Origin of the sequence: Psychrobacter cibarius, from assembly GCF_904845955.1 — a bacterium.
In the GTDB taxonomy this organism is placed as follows: domain Bacteria; phylum Pseudomonadota; class Gammaproteobacteria; order Pseudomonadales; family Moraxellaceae; genus Psychrobacter; species Psychrobacter cibarius_B.
Genome location: NZ_CAJGYX010000010.1, coordinates 34,566 through 50,705, shown reverse-complemented (window position 1 = coordinate 50,705; position 16,140 = coordinate 34,566). Strand labels below are relative to the sequence as shown.

At 43.5% G+C, this 16,140-nt stretch carries 11 protein-coding genes and 1 tRNA gene; 8 read left to right on the top strand and 4 right to left on the bottom strand.

The genetic code is table 11. The features are described from left to right. Positions 1 to 277 precede the first annotated feature (277 nt). From JMV76_RS14010 to JMV76_RS13980, 7 genes are all read left to right on the top strand, one after another. Complete coding sequence (locus tag JMV76_RS14010; RefSeq protein ID WP_201503109.1) at positions 278 to 1,969, top strand: alpha/beta hydrolase family protein; 1,692 nt, start codon at positions 278 to 280, stop codon at positions 1,967 to 1,969. Between the two features lie 427 nt (positions 1,970 to 2,396). Further along, complete coding sequence (gyrA, locus tag JMV76_RS14005) at positions 2,397 to 5,216, top strand: DNA gyrase subunit A (RefSeq protein WP_201503108.1); 2,820 nt, start codon at positions 2,397 to 2,399, stop codon at positions 5,214 to 5,216. A gap of 186 nt (positions 5,217 to 5,402) precedes the next feature. Further along, positions 5,403 to 6,473: an EamA family transporter RarD gene (gene rarD / locus JMV76_RS14000; RefSeq protein ID WP_201503107.1), complete on the top strand. Its 1,071-nt coding sequence runs from the start codon at positions 5,403 to 5,405 to the stop codon at positions 6,471 to 6,473. Positions 6,474 to 6,716: 243 nt separating this feature from the next. Beyond that, positions 6,717 to 7,787 carry an EamA family transporter RarD gene (gene rarD / locus JMV76_RS13995; RefSeq protein ID WP_201503106.1) on the top strand — a complete coding sequence of 357 codons (1,071 nt, stop codon included), beginning with the start codon at positions 6,717 to 6,719 and terminating at the stop codon, positions 7,785 to 7,787. A gap of 215 nt (positions 7,788 to 8,002) precedes the next feature. Then, positions 8,003 to 8,671, top strand: coding sequence for a glutathione S-transferase (locus JMV76_RS13990; RefSeq protein WP_055124457.1), 669 nt, complete (start codon positions 8,003 to 8,005; stop codon positions 8,669 to 8,671). A gap of 93 nt (positions 8,672 to 8,764) precedes the next feature. Further along, positions 8,765 to 9,034, top strand: coding sequence for a hypothetical protein (locus JMV76_RS13985; RefSeq protein WP_055124456.1), 270 nt, complete (start codon positions 8,765 to 8,767; stop codon positions 9,032 to 9,034). A 32-nt stretch (positions 9,035 to 9,066) separates the two neighbouring features. Further along, on the top strand, positions 9,067 to 10,194 hold the full coding sequence (locus JMV76_RS13980; protein ID WP_201503105.1) for a ribonuclease Z: 1,128 nt from the start codon (positions 9,067 to 9,069) through the stop codon (positions 10,192 to 10,194). 39 nt (positions 10,195 to 10,233) lie between these two features. Here the strand turns inward: JMV76_RS13980 and JMV76_RS13975 are convergent, their stop codons facing one another. Continuing rightward, positions 10,234 to 11,196 carry an ATP-binding protein gene (locus tag JMV76_RS13975; protein WP_201503104.1) on the bottom strand — a complete coding sequence of 321 codons (963 nt, stop codon included), beginning with the start codon at positions 11,194 to 11,196 and terminating at the stop codon, positions 10,234 to 10,236. A 69-nt stretch (positions 11,197 to 11,265) separates the two neighbouring features. Between JMV76_RS13975 and JMV76_RS13970 the strand changes: the two genes are divergently transcribed. Then, on the top strand, positions 11,266 to 12,285 hold the full coding sequence (locus JMV76_RS13970) for a protein kinase domain-containing protein (RefSeq protein ID WP_201503103.1): 1,020 nt from the start codon (positions 11,266 to 11,268) through the stop codon (positions 12,283 to 12,285). A gap of 124 nt (positions 12,286 to 12,409) precedes the next feature. Here the strand turns inward: JMV76_RS13970 and JMV76_RS13965 are convergent. The 3 genes from JMV76_RS13965 to JMV76_RS13955 form a co-directional block, all read right to left on the bottom strand. Continuing rightward, positions 12,410 to 12,494 (bottom strand) — tRNA-Leu (locus JMV76_RS13965). Positions 12,495 to 12,707: 213 nt separating this feature from the next. After that, a complete protein-coding gene (locus JMV76_RS13960; RefSeq protein ID WP_227690436.1) occupies positions 12,708 to 14,384 on the bottom strand; it encodes a sigma 54-interacting transcriptional regulator in 1,677 nt (558 codons plus the stop codon). 260 nt (positions 14,385 to 14,644) lie between these two features. After that, complete coding sequence (locus tag JMV76_RS13955; RefSeq protein ID WP_201503101.1) at positions 14,645 to 16,060, bottom strand: two-component system sensor histidine kinase NtrB; 1,416 nt, start codon at positions 16,058 to 16,060, stop codon at positions 14,645 to 14,647. Positions 16,061 to 16,140: the final 80 nt, after the last annotated feature.

Sequence of the window (16,140 nt, the reverse complement as noted above, 5' to 3'; positions counted from 1 at the left end):
AGTTGCACGTTTTTCTGTAGCTTTTCATCTTTTTTTACGGTATAAGTAGTAAGGTTTAAGCAACAATCTATATTCAACCCGATACTAAGTTGAATATAGTATCGGGCACGCTTATTTTATGGTTTGTCGTACTGTCACTTGCTTTACTTGTATCCAACTTGTGTTAAACCCGCTCATCTTCAACCAACTGTATATCAAACGAAATACTAAACGAAACTTATCTATTGCCAATAACTTTCAGCACACTTCTATTTTATTACTGCTAAGGATAGCATTTATGCCTCTCTCAAAATCTGATCGCGACACCGCGATGTCAACCATCACCACTCGACACTCAATAACTATAGACAGCAATCATAAACCTTTAATGTCACGCTGCCTATTATCAGTGGCCATCGCCAGTAGTTTACTGCTTGTCGGTTGCGGCGATGACAATGACTTTGATGTCGTTGAGTCGGTCACAGCGCAAGCCACCGCTGAGTTTGTTAAAACCTTTAGTTCAAGCCAAGTCGACAGCAGTTTTGGTCTTGGCGGCACGGCAACGCCTGCTGCTAAGTGCGGCGTAACCATAGAAAAAGTCACTTACGATACCAAAGGTGCCGCAGGCGAAAAGACCAATGCCACGGCAGCGTTGATGCTACCAACTGGCGATGCTGCTGAATGTCAGGGTGATCGCCCAGTGCTATTATATGCGCATGGCACTACGACCGACAAGACTTATGACTTTGCCCAAGTGGGCAATATCAAAAATGCTGCGGTAGCCGAAGCCAATCTCATTGCAGCAAACTTCGCCGCACAAGGCTATATCGTCGTCGCACCTAACTATGCTGGTTACGATGATTCAACACTCGATTACCACCCTTACCTCGTTGCACAGCAGCAGTCGACTGATATGGTTGATGCGTTGGATAGTGCGCGCTCAATCATCGAGCAAAAGAAACGCGCAAATGATACCGTTTACGTCGATATTGATGATTCAGGCAAGTTGTTTATCGCCGGTTACTCGCAAGGCGGCTATGTCACTATGGCCACCGCTAGATTGCTTGAATCACAGAAAAAACCAATTACTGCTATTGCGTCTTCATCAGGGCCTTATGCGCTTGCTGCGTTTGGTGACGAAATATTTAGAGGCAACGTCAATATTGGTGCATCTAGATTTGCGCCGTTACTTGGCATTGGCTTGCAAGAAAAGTATGGCAATATTTATGATAAAAAGTCAGATATATTCTTGGATAAATATGCCGATGCTCAACTACCAAATAACGCGCCATTTGGTGATTTAGTCGCTGCGGGCAAACTGCCTAACAATGCGTTGTTTGAAAAAAATCCTACCGATCCAATCTTTACAGGCTTATCGCAGGGCAAACTGTTCTCCGTGCTAGGCGGTTATGATCAGAACGACTATCTCATTAAGACCGACTTTCGAGCGGCATATGTGGCTGATACCATTAAGCATCCTGATGGGTTAATGGTAGAAAATGGCAACAAAATGCCAGCGGCAGCGCCTGAGAATAATTTACGTAAGGCACTAAAAGACAATGACTTACGCGGCTATGTGCCCACCATGCCGACGCTCATTTGTGGAGGTAATCAAGATCCAACCGTATATTTCGATACCAACACAGGCTCTATGGTCGATATTTTACAAGCCGCCTCAGCCAATAATCCTGCTGCCAAGCTGAATATTACCGTATTGGATGTTGATAAGGACAATGCCGCAGAGCGTCCAAATCAATCGACCTTTACGATGATTGGACAGGCGTCAATGAATAAATGGAATGCCACTGATGTGTTGACCAACGTACAAACGAGATTCACTAACAGTGTCGAAAAAGTTAAGGCGGACGCAACTGCACAAGGTAGCGTGCCGTTACTGGCCTTTTATACCAACTATCACGGCGGCTTGGTGAGTCCAGCTTGTACGCAAGCCACACGTGAGTTCTTTGAGCAAAATTTTAACCAATCTTAAAATGGTCTAAATTGAACGGTAATCATCATTTTAACAATAAAAACTGTATCCACTGGATGCAGTTTTTTTTATTAAAAAGCGATTAAAAACTTAAAATAGAATGCACTGTAATTAAAGTCATTTTTACTCTTATTGTTAAGATAAAAAAAGCGCGCTAATCAGCTGTTTTGCTTGATTTTAATGACAGTCAAACGCCCCTAAATCAGCAAATTTGTGCTAAAATAGCTTACTTTTAGTAAACGTTACTTTTAACAAAAACCGTATCACCATTTTCCTATTGTTTTGCACGCTTAGTAGTGCTTTTTTAGGGTTTATATTTTGATAGTCGCTGCATCTTTACTTTATGCCGCGACAATTTTATATGGCTCATGAGTATTTTAAGCCCGCGTGTTAGCAGTAGAAAAAGACTGTGAGTGAAGGAGTGTATATGAGCGAATCGGTCAGTCCTATTGGCATCGTCGAAGAATTAAAGCAATCCTATCTGGATTATGCGATGAGCGTGATTGTCTCGCGTGCGCTGCCTGATGTGCGTGATGGGTTCAAACCTGTACACCGCCGTGTGATGTACGCCATGCACGTGCTATCTAACGACTATAATAAGCCATATAAGAAGTCTGCACGTGTCGTCGGCGATGTCATTGGTAAATATCACCCACATGGCGATAGTGCGGTCTATGATGCCATTGTGCGGATGGCGCAGGATTTTAGTTTGCGTTATCCGATGGTTGACGGTCAAGGTAACTTTGGTTCGATCGATGATGATCCTCCGGCAGCGATGCGTTATACCGAAGTACGTATGACCAAGCTGACGCATCAGATGCTTGCTGATTTAGACAAAGACACGGTTGATTGGGAAGACAACTACGATGGTTCTGAGCGTATGCCTAGCGTCATGCCAGCGCGTGTTCCAAACTTACTCATTAATGGTGCGACTGGTATTGCTGTTGGTATGGCGACTAATATGGCGCCGCACAACCTGACAGAAGTGATTAATGCTTGTTTGGCTTATGCCGAAAACCCGCAAGTATCAGCTGAAGAGTTGATGTCACACATCTCAGGTCCTGACTTTCCTACAGGCGGTATCATTTATGGTCGCGCTGGTATTTTAGATGCTTATCGCACGGGTAAAGGTCGTTTGCACATCCGTGGTCGCTATCATATTGAAGCCATGAGTGATACGGGTGTCAACCGCGATCGTGAGCGTATTGTCTTTACCGAAGTACCTTATCAATCTAATAAAGCCAAAATGATTGAGCGTATCGCAGAGCTGGTACGTGATAAAAAGATTGAAGGTATTAGCGAGATTCGTGACGAGTCTGACAAAGATGGTATGCGTATCGCCATTGATTTGCGCCGTGGTGAGACAGCTGAAGTTATCGTTAATAACTTGTTCTTGCAAACGCCGCTCGAATCAAGCTTTAGTATCAATATGGTTGCGCTCGATAATGGTCAGCCAAAATTATTAACTTTGCGTCAGCTGATTGCCGCCTTTGTACGTCATCGCCAAGAAGTGGTGACACGCCGTACGATTTATGAGTTAAACAAAGCGCGCGTACGTGGTCATTTACTCGAAGGTTTGACCGTTGCGTTAGCCAATATCGACGAGATTATTGCAACGATTAAAGCCTCTGCTAACCGCGGTTTGGCACGTGAAAGCCTATTAAATAATACGTGGGGTTCAGGTAGCGTGGTGGCGATGCTTACCGCTGCTGGTAGCCAATCTGTGCGTCCTGACTATATCGAAGGCGAAGATCCTAAAGCACCATTTGGCTTGATTGAGGGCGAAGAACGTTATCGCTTATCACTTGAGCAGGTCAACGCAATTTTGGATATGCAGTTGCATCGTCTAACGGGTCTTGAGCAAGACAAATTGACCGAAGAATATCAGGATTTGCTACGTGAAATCGCTCATTTAGAATCTATTCTTGGTGATTTTGATAAGCTAATGACCATTATCTCCAATGAGATGATTGAGATTCGTGATAACTTTGGTGATGAGCGCCGTACCGATATTATTGACTCACGTACTGACTTTAACCGTGAAGATTTGATTCCTGAACAGACGGTTGTCATGACGGTCTCGCGTACTGGTTATGCAAAAACTCAGCCGATTGATGATTATGTCGCACAAAAACGTGGCGGTAAAGGCAAGTCTGCAACCGCAATGAAAGAAGATGATGTGATTGATCATTTGGTTGTGACCTCAACGCATGCTACCGTATTGTGCTTCACGGATAGCGGTCGTGTCTTTAGCTTACGTGGTTTTGAAGTACCGATTGCCAGTCGCGGTGCTCGCGGTCGTCCATTAGTGAATTTAATTGGCTTAAATCCTGATGAAACCGTCACTACGATACTACCGATTCCAAAAATAGTGGAAGAGCTATCGGTAAAAGGTGACGCATTAACAGATGATCTAATAGATGGGGATGATGATTCATTAGACGTTAGCACGCAAGCAGAGCCACCTTTTGTGTTCTTTGCAACCGCCAATGGTACGGTGAAGCGGGTAGAGCTTAAGCAGTTTGCCAATATTCGCTCGAACGGCTTGATTGCGGTTGGACTAGAAGAGGGCGATAAGCTGGTCAGTGCTCGTATCACTAATGGTAGCCAAGAAGTGATGTTGTTTGCATCCAGTGGTAAAGCCATTCGTTTTGATGAAAATGATGCTCGTGTGATGGGTCGTACGGCTAAAGGTGTCCGTGGTATGCGTTTGGCGGCTAATGAGTCGATAAAATCATTGGTTGTGATCGAAGATGATGTACGCGAAATCCTTATTGCTTGTGAAAACGGCTTTGGTAAACGTACCTTTATCGATGAGTTCAATACCCAAAATCGTGGCGGCGGCGGTGTAATTGCTATCAAAACCAGTGAGCGTAACGGTGCGCTAGTAAGAGCCACTAAGGTTGACTCTACAGACGATATTATTTTAATCTCTGACAAAGGTACGTTGGTTCGTACGCCCGTTGAGCATGTCGCTAGCTCTGGTCGTAATACGCAAGGTGTGACGCTGATTCGTCTATCAAAAGACGAGAAGCTGGTCGCTATGGCGCGTGTTGAGCATGAAGAAGGTGACGATGAGCTGGTTGATGCCATGAGAGAAGACGGTACATTTGATGTGGCAGGTCAAGAGCAGATAGATATTGATGCGGCGACTGGCAACACAGCAACGAATGACGTTATGGATATTGCTACTGACAATGAATTAGATGTTGATAGTACAGACGGTGAAAACGCAGACGACGAATAAATGTCTCAGTAGTTAGCTTTTTGATCTAGTCTTATATGATTGTTCTATAAAAAGCCTCTGACGTTATCGTCGGAGGCTTTTATTTTTTTCTGTACGCCATCTATTGTTAGAGTCTGCCTTTAAGTTTCCGCTGCTCTAATTTTTTATAAATAATGCCCATAAAGTTCTATTTTTAAGGCTGTCGTTATGCTCTCGACCAATCAAACTTTTCAAGGAACCCTTGCTTCGATATCATCGAGCTTTTTATTTTCGATGATGTTTGTGTTTGGGCTATTTATGCTGCCTTTGACAGGTACACAGGTAGCCTCATGGCGCGTGCTCATGATGCTGCTAAGTTTGCTATTGTTGGTCAGTTTTACCAAGCAATGGCAACATGTTTTTGATTATTTGAAAACCTTAAAAACTCCGAAAGAGTGGCTGATATTTATTTTGCCCACACCGATTTTGGGTGGTCAAATTTGGCTATTTATGTGGGCACCGGTCAATGGCTTTGGTCTGGATGTCACCTTGGGCTATTTTTTATTACCGCTGGTGATGATTGTACTTGGTCGATTTTTTTATCACGAGCATATGAGTGCGTTGCAGTGGGTGGCCGCGCTATGTGCAGCCTTAGGTATTGGCTATGATATCTTTCAATATGGCTCAGTATCTTGGGTAACGTTGTTTGTGTGCTTGGGCTATCCACCCTATTATCTATTGCGGCGTAAACTGGCTGTGCCGCCTATCACAGGGCTGTTGTCTGACTTGGCTTTGTTAACGCCAGTGGTGCTCATTATGTTGTATTTTAGCGGCGGCTTTAATACGGCGGCACAGGACATCAAGTTTTGGTATTTATTACCACTGCTAGGAGCCTTTAGTGCACTGGCGATGTCCTTAACCATGATTGCCAGTAGCAAATTACCCGTGTCATTATTTGGGGCGTTAAGCTATGTCGAGCCTATGCTGCTGTTTGTTTTATCCATCACTGTTCTAAGTCAAAGCCTCGATGAGGGCGGTTCTTTATTCATGTATGGTATGGTAAATTTGGCATTACTGGTGATGATTGCTGATAGTATAAAAGGTTATCTTAAGCGCCGCCGTGACAATCATTTGCATGGCTATCGAGAGCCACAAGTGGGTGGGTTTCCGCCGCGTCGTCGTTTCATAGATCAGCGTATTGATGGGGTTTTAACCGCGCATCGTTTTCGTAAGATTCGGCGCTATCAAAAAAAGATGGATAGAATACAGCAAAAAATCGAGCAGTTGAGTGCAAAGTAAGATGCTGAATGAATAGGCGCACGCTTTAGTGAAGCAGGTGTATTGCTTATCTATTCTGACTTTGACATAATACTAACCATAAGATAAACACGATATATTCCAAGTATTTATCTCAATCTTATATGATAATGTTGTAGATAACAGAGTTTATAGATCAAAAAGCCTTCGACGTCCGCGTCGGAGGCTTTTGTTTTTTTTTCTAAAATTGCCAAGGACGTGCGCTCATTTTTCAAGGTTGTCGTTATGCTCACCACGAATCAAACGTCGCAGGGTACCATCGCTGCAGTGGCAGCAAATTTTTTATATTCATTGCTATTCTTATTTGGTCTATTGATGCAGCCGTTGTCAGGCACGCAAGTCGCTTCTTGGCGCGTATTGATGATGCTATTGAGTCTGGTGCTGCTGATTAGTGTGCTGAAGCAGTGGCAGCATATTTTTGATTATTTAAAAACCCTAAAGACGCTAAAAGAATGGTTTTTATTTATCATACCCACACCAATATTGGGCGCGCAAATCTGGATATTTATGTGGGCACCTGTCAATGATTTAGGGCTTGAGGTGACATTGGGTTACTTTTTATATCCAATGATTATGATTATGGTTGGTCGGTTTTTTTATAACGAAGACATGAGCTTGTTACAATGGATTGCCACCATTTGCGCAGGCGCAGGTATTGCCTATGATGTCTTTCAGTACGGCAGTATTTCTTGGGCGACTTTATTTGTTTGCTTGGGTTATCCGCCTTATTATCTACTGCGTCGTAAATTGGCAGTGCCGCCGATTACAGGGCTTATCTCTGACCTTGTGTTATTGACGCCAGTGGTGTTGATTGCTTTATATCTCAATGGCGGGTTTGCGCTGGCGATATCTACCGATAAGTTTTGGTATCTGTTGCCACTATTAGGCATTATCAGTACGGCTGCGATGTCATTGACCATGGTTGCCAGTCAAAAGCTGCCTGTCTCATTATTTGGCACCTTATGCTACCTTGAGCCGATATTTTTATTTGTATTTTCCATCACGATTTTGCATCAAAGTATCGATGAGGGCGGCTCTTTATTTATGTACGGCATGATTTTTGTCGCGTTGATGATGATGATTGTGGATAGTGCGCTTGGTTACTTGGCACGTAAGCGTGATGACCGTTTGCATGGTTATAATGAGCCACAAGTGGGTAGCTTCCCGCCACGTCGCCGTCTGAAAAACCGCCGTATTAAAGGTGTGTTAACTGCGCATCGTTTCCGTAAAATTAGAAAGTATCAGCAAAAAATCCATAAGATGACACGCAAAATTGAAGAGCTGCATTCAAAGTAGCACCTGCCAGCAAGTCGATATAGACTTGACTTAGCGGGCAGGATTTTTCGTCATTACTCTACACAGTTTCTGTGTTAAAGAGGCATTAATTACGCTATTATCGATAGCATTGCTGCCACGCTTAACAACGTTTATTAATGGAATGCGTGGCACCAACTATACATATTATGACTTATTCACACGATAACTTATTCACATTATAACTAGGATGGTTTATGTTACACCTTCATCATTTAGCAAATTCGCGCTCATTTCGTATTATTTGGCTGTTAGAAGAGCTTGGCGTCGATTATCAATTGACTTGCTATGAGCGCAATAAAGCATACCGTGCGCCTGACAGTTTAAAAAAAATACATCCGCTCGGTCATGCACCCATGTTAGAAGTAAATGACCGTGTGCTCATCGAATCAGGGTTTATAATCGAATACTTGTTGAAGCATTATGATAGCGAGAAACAGTTCAAGCCTGTGGATGATAATGAAGCGGCGTGGGAGGCTTACACGTTTTGGTTGCATTTCGCTGAAGCATCCGTGATGCCGCCATTGGTCATGCGTTTGGTATTTACCAAAGTGGTTGAGCAGTCGCCCATGCTCATCAAGCCTGTGAGCAAAAGCATCCGCAACCAAGTCGAAAAAAATATGATAAGCAAAAGTCTAGATGCTATATTGGCGATGATGGAGCAGCATTTGCAAGACAATCATTGGTTTGCAGGGGCTGAATTTAGTGCCGCTGATATCCAAATGCATCTTGCGGTTGTAGGTGCCAATGCTGGTACAGGATTAGATAGCAGTAAATACGCCAATATCTTAATTTGGCTAAAACGTTGTGAAGAGCGCGATGCCTTTAAGCGTGCAGAAGAAAAGGGTGGTCGTTTGCAGTTCTAAAAGCGGCGCATTTAATCGTTCATAAATGACTGATTTGATATTAAAATGAAGGGTTTTGTTTATTCATAGACAAAACCTTTTTTAGGATAAGAAATGACAGACTTAAATAAATCGCATAACAAGCATACTGATATCGATACTGGCATTGCTGCTAAGCCCGCGCTTGATACTACCGCTGACAATGTGAACCATCAGCAGGTATCCATTAAAGCATGGTCACAAAAATTGCTCGTAGTGATTCTATGTATTGCCAGCTTTTATGGCGGCTGGAAATCTTATGAGTCCAATATGGTCAGTGAATGTACGGCCAATGGTGGGCAGATGGTTGCAGCGAAAAAAACCATGATGTGCCAATTGTCATAGCAGATAAGTATCATGTGTAAGAGAGGTAATCTATGTTGAAGCTGACTTTTTTGGGTACCTCTGCCGGTGTGCCAACCATGCAGCGTAATGTGACCGCACTGGCGATTGAATGCTTGAATCCTTATTTGTCTGGGTCACAGCAAGGCAGTCGTCAACAGAATACCAATCAAAATAAAAAATCGCGTCCATGGCTACTGATAGATTGCGGTGAAGGCACGCAGCAGCAGCTATTGCATACCAAACTGTCTTTGCATCAGCTCCAAGCGATTTATATTACCCATGTGCATGGCGATCATTGTTATGGTCTGCCAGGACTGTTGGCGAGTGCCGCGATGTCAGGACGCCGCGAGGCGTTGACCCTGATTGCCCCAAAAGCAGTCGCGACATTGCTTGAAGCCATTACCTTAACCACGGAATTTTATTTACCCTCTGCTCTTAATTTTATAGCGATTGAAGAGGTGTTATCTGAGCAAGGTGATACAAACAAGGTGAATATCCGATTAAGCGACCAGCAGCAGCTTGATATTGATATCACGCCGCTAGCCCATCGGGTTGCTTCTCATGCATTTGGTATCACGCAAACCATCCATCATCGCACGCTTGATACGGACAAACTGCTAGCGCAAGGTATTCCTGCAAGCGCGCTATGGGGTAAATTGCAACAAGGTCACGATGTCATCACTGGAGATGGTCAGCAATTATGTGCAGGTGATTATGTCAATGATGAACTATCACGAACGCGAGTAGTGGTGGCTGGTGATAACGATACGCCAGCGTGTCTCACTGCGGCGTTGGTTGATACGGATTTATTGGTGCATGAAGCGACATATACGCATGAGGTATTGACTAAGATTCAAGCCAAAAATCCAGAGTTTGATCCAATGCATAGTAGTGCGCAACTGGTGGCGGGTTTTGTAGAAAATAGTGGCGTAAATAATCTAATTTTGACTCACTTCAGCGCTCGTTATCAAAGCTTTGATAATCCAAGCAGCAGCACGCCCAACATGGCGCATATTCGCTTAGATGCCGAAAGTGTCTATCAAGGTAATCTTTGGTTAGCCGCAGATTTTGACCAATATATGGTCGATGGTGCCGTTGATTTGGCAGGTATTAACGAAAATAACCGCGTACAATATTTGGGTTCTGCACGCGGTCGTTAAGCACTGAGCGTCATCATAAACATAACTTTTAATGAAGCTTTACGATGGATTGTCTTCAGCTGCTAATCGTGTCTGTCCTATCCAGTAGCGGCTAAACTGATACGCCACTCGTCCTGAACGTCCACCGCGCTCTGATGCCCAGCGCAACGCTGCTGCTCTGATGTTATCAGATAGCGTCTTATTTTTTTCTTCGTTATTACTTTCTTCAACGTCATTTGCATTATCTAGATGGCGGTTTGGCGAAAGTGATAAATAATGGCGCACGATGTGTAAATAGGTATTTTGATCCATTGGATGAAAGGACAACCAAAGCCCAAAGCGATCAGACAGCGATACCGTCTCATCAATGGTTTCATAAGGATTGACCTCATCGGTTTGACCATTATAAATATTGACATTGTCTTTCATTAGCTGAGGCAATAGATGACGGCGATTACTGGTCGCATAAACCAATAACTTGTCTTGCTCTGAGTCTAGCGAGCCGTCCAATACGCTTTTTAACGTCCGATAACTTTCATCTTGACCGTTAAACGCCAAGTCATCACAGTACACCACATAGTGACAACCACACTCGGTCGGCAGTGCATTAATGGCGGCGCGTATCTTATCAAGCACGCGCAGGTCATCACGGGCAATTTCAATAATGCGCAGTCCCTCACTATGATAGGCTTGTAGCAATGCCCGAATCAGCGATGATTTGCCAGCACCACGTGTCCCTGTCATCAAGACATGATTGGCAGGATAGCCCTTTAGAAATTGCCGTGTGTTTTGTACCAGTTTTGCCTTTTGGGTATCGATACCGTGCAAGTCGTCTAAACTCAAAAATAAGTTCACTGCCAATGGCTCCAAATGTCCATTATGACCACCGACCCAGCGATAGGCGAGCTGTGCAGGGTCAATCTCGATAGTGGGCGTGACTTGCTCTTGTAGATACTGTCCGAGTAAATCTAATAAATGGTCAGGTAGGGCGTAATTCGTAACAGGCTTAGTGGATTGGGGCATAATACTCAGTCGCTCATAAAAATTAAAATAACGTGTGGCATACTAGACGTATAAAGGCTTCACTTTACCATGAAACATAATGCCAGTAATTCCTCCAATATAAAAGCGTGTGCAAAACAAGCATTACAAACGCAAGCGCAGCAAATGTTGCCAACATTGACTGCGTTATTCTCAAGCTTGAATTATAGCGAGGTATCGCATCAGCGTATCAGCCAGCAAAGTAACCATAATAATAACGAGAATGACTACCAAGGCTTGACGCGTGCCCAGCATACACAGTTTGGTCGAGTGATGATTAAATGGCAGTTAACGGCTGCTAGCAATCAAAATTTGGCTGGCTTAGCCCATGAAATCGGTGTTCTAAAATCTATCAATAATTTATCAGTCAATCAAAAGAGATTTCAAGACAGTCTTTTTGCTATTGCTCCGCCAATGCTCGCTTATGAAACTCTAAGGGTACAGGTACTAGATCAGTTTTCGCAGCTGACGATACTTACCATGCCATATTATCTCAGTGGTAGCTTAGCAACTCAGCTTAATTTTCGAAATCATTCGTCATTAAATTCTCAACGAAAGCATCATTTTATGGTGCAATCTGCGCACCTTATCGCCACTCTACATAGCGCTGGCTGGCTACACAATGATATTAAGCCTAGCAATATTTTGCTAGATGATTTTTTGCTAAATCATGCGGATGATAGCTGTATCAAGGCTGATTTATTGTTAACCGATTTTGCCTTAGCAGAATGTCTTAATGCCCCAACTTTGGCAAGCCCTGCTGGTACACCTGCGTATCTTGCCCCTGAACGCTGGCAAAGTCAGAGTGCGACAGTGCAAAGTGATATCTATGCGTTTGGCATCATGATGGCTGAAATACTAACAGGCAAGCGACCGTTTCAGATAAGTGCTAACAGCGATGATAAATTAAAAGCATGGGCGATTCAGCATTGCCAACAACCTATTCCAACCTTGCCATTAAAATATAGTCACTATCAAAGTATCATTAATAATGCATTGGCAAAGCGGGTGGAGAGAAGGTATCAGAGTATGAAGCAGATACTTTTAGATTTAGAAAATATTGCCAGGTAATGGCTCTACGAAAATAAATCGGAAAATATAAATCCAACACACTCTAAATACAAAAAGAACAGACACAAAAAAACCTGCTAGAAAGCAGGCTTTGATATTTGGTCTAAGATTTACTATCCGAAAATGGTGGGGCTGGAGAGACTCGAACTCTCACACCTTGCGGCGCCAGAACCTAAATCTGGTGCGTCTACCAATTCCGCCACAGCCCCATTTTCCGTTACTCTATCATTATTAGCGTTTAAACTCAAACACAATATAGACAGTTAACTGTCTATATTGTGTTTGAGTTTAGCTAATATTGATAGAGTTTGAAACGTTTGGCAACCCCTATTTGCAATTATTTTTAAATATTTATCATTTATTTTCACTTATATTTATAAGTTATTGATATTAATGATGTTTATTCTTATGGATTTGCGCCTTTAATAACGATTGTTTTGTCCTTCTGCTGAAGAAATATCTAATTGCTGTAATTTACGTGTCAGGGTATTGCGCCCCCAACCGAGTAAATTGGCAGCAGCGATCTTTTTGCCACCACTATGGTTGAGCGCCGCCGTCAATAAAACACGTTCAAACTCAGGGGTTGCCGTCTGCAAAATATCGATTTCTCCTGTTTGTAGCGATTGCTCAGCCCAAGCAGCCAATGCTTGTTGCCAACTTGAACTGTGGGAATGAGGGCGTATTTTTTCATTGTGAGTCATGGCTTGTGAAGGCTGATTTTGCTCTTGATATTCTTCTAAATCAGACGAGATATTTTCAAGTAGCTCTGGTGGCAAATCATCCACCATCACGGTGTCGCCTGTGGCCATCACGGTCAACCAAAGGCAGACGTTCTCAAGTTGGCGGACATTGCCGCGCCATTCAAAAGCCTGCATGATATGTAGTGCTGTCGGATGTAACTGTTTCTCTGCACTGTTCATCTGTTCAGCAGCCCGCTGCATAAAGTAATGGGCTAATGCTGGAATGTCTTCAGGTCGTGTCCGTAATGGTGGCAGGGGCAAGCGAATAACGTTAAGGCGATAAAATAGATCTTCACGGAATTTGCCTTGTTTGACCAGTTCTTCTAAGTTTTGATGAGTAGCGGCAATGATGCGTACATTCACTTTGACCGGCTGCTGTCCACCGACGCGAAAAAACTCACCATTGGCCAGTACTCGTAGTAGTCGAGTTTGGGTGCTATAAGGCATATCGCCAATTTCATCTAGAAACAATGTTCCACCATCCGCTTGCTCAAAACGCCCTTGTCGCGTCGTCGTCGCACCAGTAAACGCCCCTTTTTCGTGACCGAATAATTCAGATTCAATCAAATCATGTGGAATGGCGGCCATATTTAGGGCAATAAAAGGCTGCTGGTGACGCGGTGAATGCTGGTGCAACGCACTGGCGACCAATTCTTTACCCGTGCCTGATTCACCAGTAATCAAGACAGTAATGGGTGAGTGTGCCAGTCTGCCAATGGCACGAAACACCGTCTGCATCGCTTGTGATTGCCCAATGATGCCGCTCGGATTGTCATTAGCGCTGATGGCAGGTTTAACTTTGATTTTAGGGCTGGATGTTTTATTGGTTTTGCTGCCCAGAATAGCCTTGCTAGCAAGCTTGGGCTTGGTATCAGGTTTTACTTGCATATTGGGTAAAGTATTTGATGAATTTTTGGTAATTGTCTTCGGAGTAGGTGTAGCTGTTGAGTTTGCTACCGCCGCTGCCAGCATATTGGGTTGATAATTAATGGCTTTATAAATCGTGACGACTGCATCATCTAAGTCAAAAGGTTTTGGCAGATATTCAAAAGCACCTGTTTGATAGCTATTAATAGCAGAGGTGAGGTCGGAATGCGCCGTCATAATGACAATAGGCAGCTTAGGGAAATGCTCATGTACCCAATCACTAAAAGACAACCCGTCCATCATGGGCATACGAATATCAGTCAATATCACATCGGGCAACTGAGCGGCTGATTCCTGCTGTTGCAAAATATCGTTGAGGCGTGTCCACGCCGCTTGTGCTTGAGTAAAGCTGATAACCGTCAATCCTGCGTCTTCAAAAGTATCTGCCAATACCAAACGCAGGGCTGCATCGTCATCGATGAGCCATAACATTGCAGGGTTAGCATCAGGCGCATTATTGACCGTTACTTTTGTAGCTTGATTATCAGTTTCTTGATTATCAGTTTCTTGATTATCAGACTCTCGGTTACTAGATTCTTGATTGTCTGATGTTTGGGCAGAGCCTTGATTGTCGCTGTTAGATGTGGCGTGGTCATTATATGCAGTCATTTATCAGGCCTAATAAGCAAGTGATTCAGGGTGATTGTTTCATAGGTTAGGTCATGGTTTCTAAGCCTTGGGTGCTGGCTGTTTTAAGCATGGTGCGCTGGCTGATTGAAAGGCAAGTACAGCGTAAAACTGGTGTGTTGATGGTTATGATTATTTTTGACACTGTCGTTAAGGCTTTTTGATTGTTGGGAGCTCACGTCAATCATACCATGGTGATGACTGATGATATCTTGCACGATAGACAATTCTAGCCCTGTCCCTGCGGCACGGCTGGTCACCATTGGGAAAAATATCTGTCCGATCAATGCAGAATCAATGCCTGAACCGTTATCGGCAATGTTGATTTGTAGCACTTGCTTATGCTGTTGCCCAGCAATGGTATGTTGAAAGGCAATGCGGGTTTGAATGTGTAGCGTTGGCTTGTAACTGGCGCTGTCGTGATTGCTCATTTGTGAAGTGACAGGTTGTTGCAGCTTAGGCTCTGACAACTCTCTTTGCTGCAGCGTTTGCTCAAACTCAGTCATCGATTCACAGGCATTATTAATCAGATTTAAAAACACCTGTATCAGCTGATCTTTATCAGCGCATAACTCAGGCAATGACAAATCATAATCGCGCTGTAGCGTCACTTGCGGATATTGATTGACGACCAAAGATAAAACATGCTCCAGTGGCTCATGGATATTTAGCGTTTGCCAATTTGGTAATTGATTGGAGCCAAGGAATTTCCCAATAAGGTGGGTTAGACGGTCCGTTTCTGAGATGATGATATCAGTATAATTACGCAGTTTTTCAGCCGTTTTTTGCAGATGGCTATTCGGGTTTACCATAGGGTTTGTGCCAAGAATAGCAGGAGAGGCACTATTAAGAGGCGAGGTGTCACTGAATTTGATGAATTGCCGCTGTAATAATTGCGCCGCCCCGCGAATACCGGCAAGCGGATTTTTGATTTCATGAGCGACCGAGCGCAGCATATGACGGGCAACATTATATTGTTGCTGCTGGCGTTGTTCCTCTGATATACGACTTTGGCGATCCTTACCCCACATCTCAATAATAAAATAAGGTTGCTGCTCATAAATGACAGGGGTCACGCTATAATCAACTGAGAATGACAAATTACCATTTAGCGGTGTACTGATAAGGTGATCATGATCGATAAAGGGTTGTTGATACTGCTTTGCTTGCTGAAATCTTTCTTTCAAAGAGCACAGTTGTTCATGGGTATCTTCACCACTACTTTTATCGACAGTTATATTGTTGTCATGGTTATCACTGTCATGGTTGCTATCGGCTGATTTCAATGCTTCTGATGCAAGCAGGGTCAATATAGACTGACCCAGTAAGCGTCCACTACTAATAGCGAGTAGTTGTTCGGCTTGGGCATTTAGCCAAGTGATCGATAAATCATCATTGATCCATAAAATAGCGGTGAACAAATGCTGTGACATGAATGCTAAGTCAGGTGTCGGTTTTACAGTTGTCAAATGGGTTGTCATGGCTATTGCCTAGAATAAAAGAAGACGCGATATAATATTTAACCATAAATCAACACTATAGAGCGGCAAAACTGGCGATT

Excerpts from the sequence above, each read along its gene's own strand:
- JMV76_RS13990 (WP_055124457.1), top strand. The coding sequence starts at position 8,003 with ATGTTACACCTTCATCATTTAGCAAATTCGCGCTCATTTCGTATTATT.
- rarD (WP_201503106.1), top strand. The coding sequence starts at position 6,717 with ATGCTCACCACGAATCAAACGTCGCAGGGTACCATCGCTGCAGTGGCA.
- JMV76_RS14010 (WP_201503109.1), top strand. The coding sequence starts at position 278 with ATGCCTCTCTCAAAATCTGATCGCGACACCGCGATGTCAACCATCACC.
- JMV76_RS13955 (WP_201503101.1), bottom strand. The coding sequence starts at position 16,060 with ATGACAACCCATTTGACAACTGTAAAACCGACACCTGACTTAGCATTC.
- JMV76_RS13980 (WP_201503105.1), top strand. The coding sequence starts at position 9,067 with ATGTTGAAGCTGACTTTTTTGGGTACCTCTGCCGGTGTGCCAACCATG.
- gyrA (WP_201503108.1), top strand. The coding sequence starts at position 2,397 with ATGAGCGAATCGGTCAGTCCTATTGGCATCGTCGAAGAATTAAAGCAA.
- rarD (WP_201503107.1), top strand. The coding sequence starts at position 5,403 with ATGCTCTCGACCAATCAAACTTTTCAAGGAACCCTTGCTTCGATATCA.
- JMV76_RS13970 (WP_201503103.1), top strand. The coding sequence starts at position 11,266 with ATGAAACATAATGCCAGTAATTCCTCCAATATAAAAGCGTGTGCAAAA.
- JMV76_RS13985 (WP_055124456.1), top strand. The coding sequence starts at position 8,765 with ATGACAGACTTAAATAAATCGCATAACAAGCATACTGATATCGATACT.
- JMV76_RS13960 (WP_227690436.1), bottom strand. The coding sequence starts at position 14,384 with ATGTTATGGCTCATCGATGACGATGCAGCCCTGCGTTTGGTATTGGCA.
- JMV76_RS13975 (WP_201503104.1), bottom strand. The coding sequence starts at position 11,196 with ATGCCCCAATCCACTAAGCCTGTTACGAATTACGCCCTACCTGACCAT.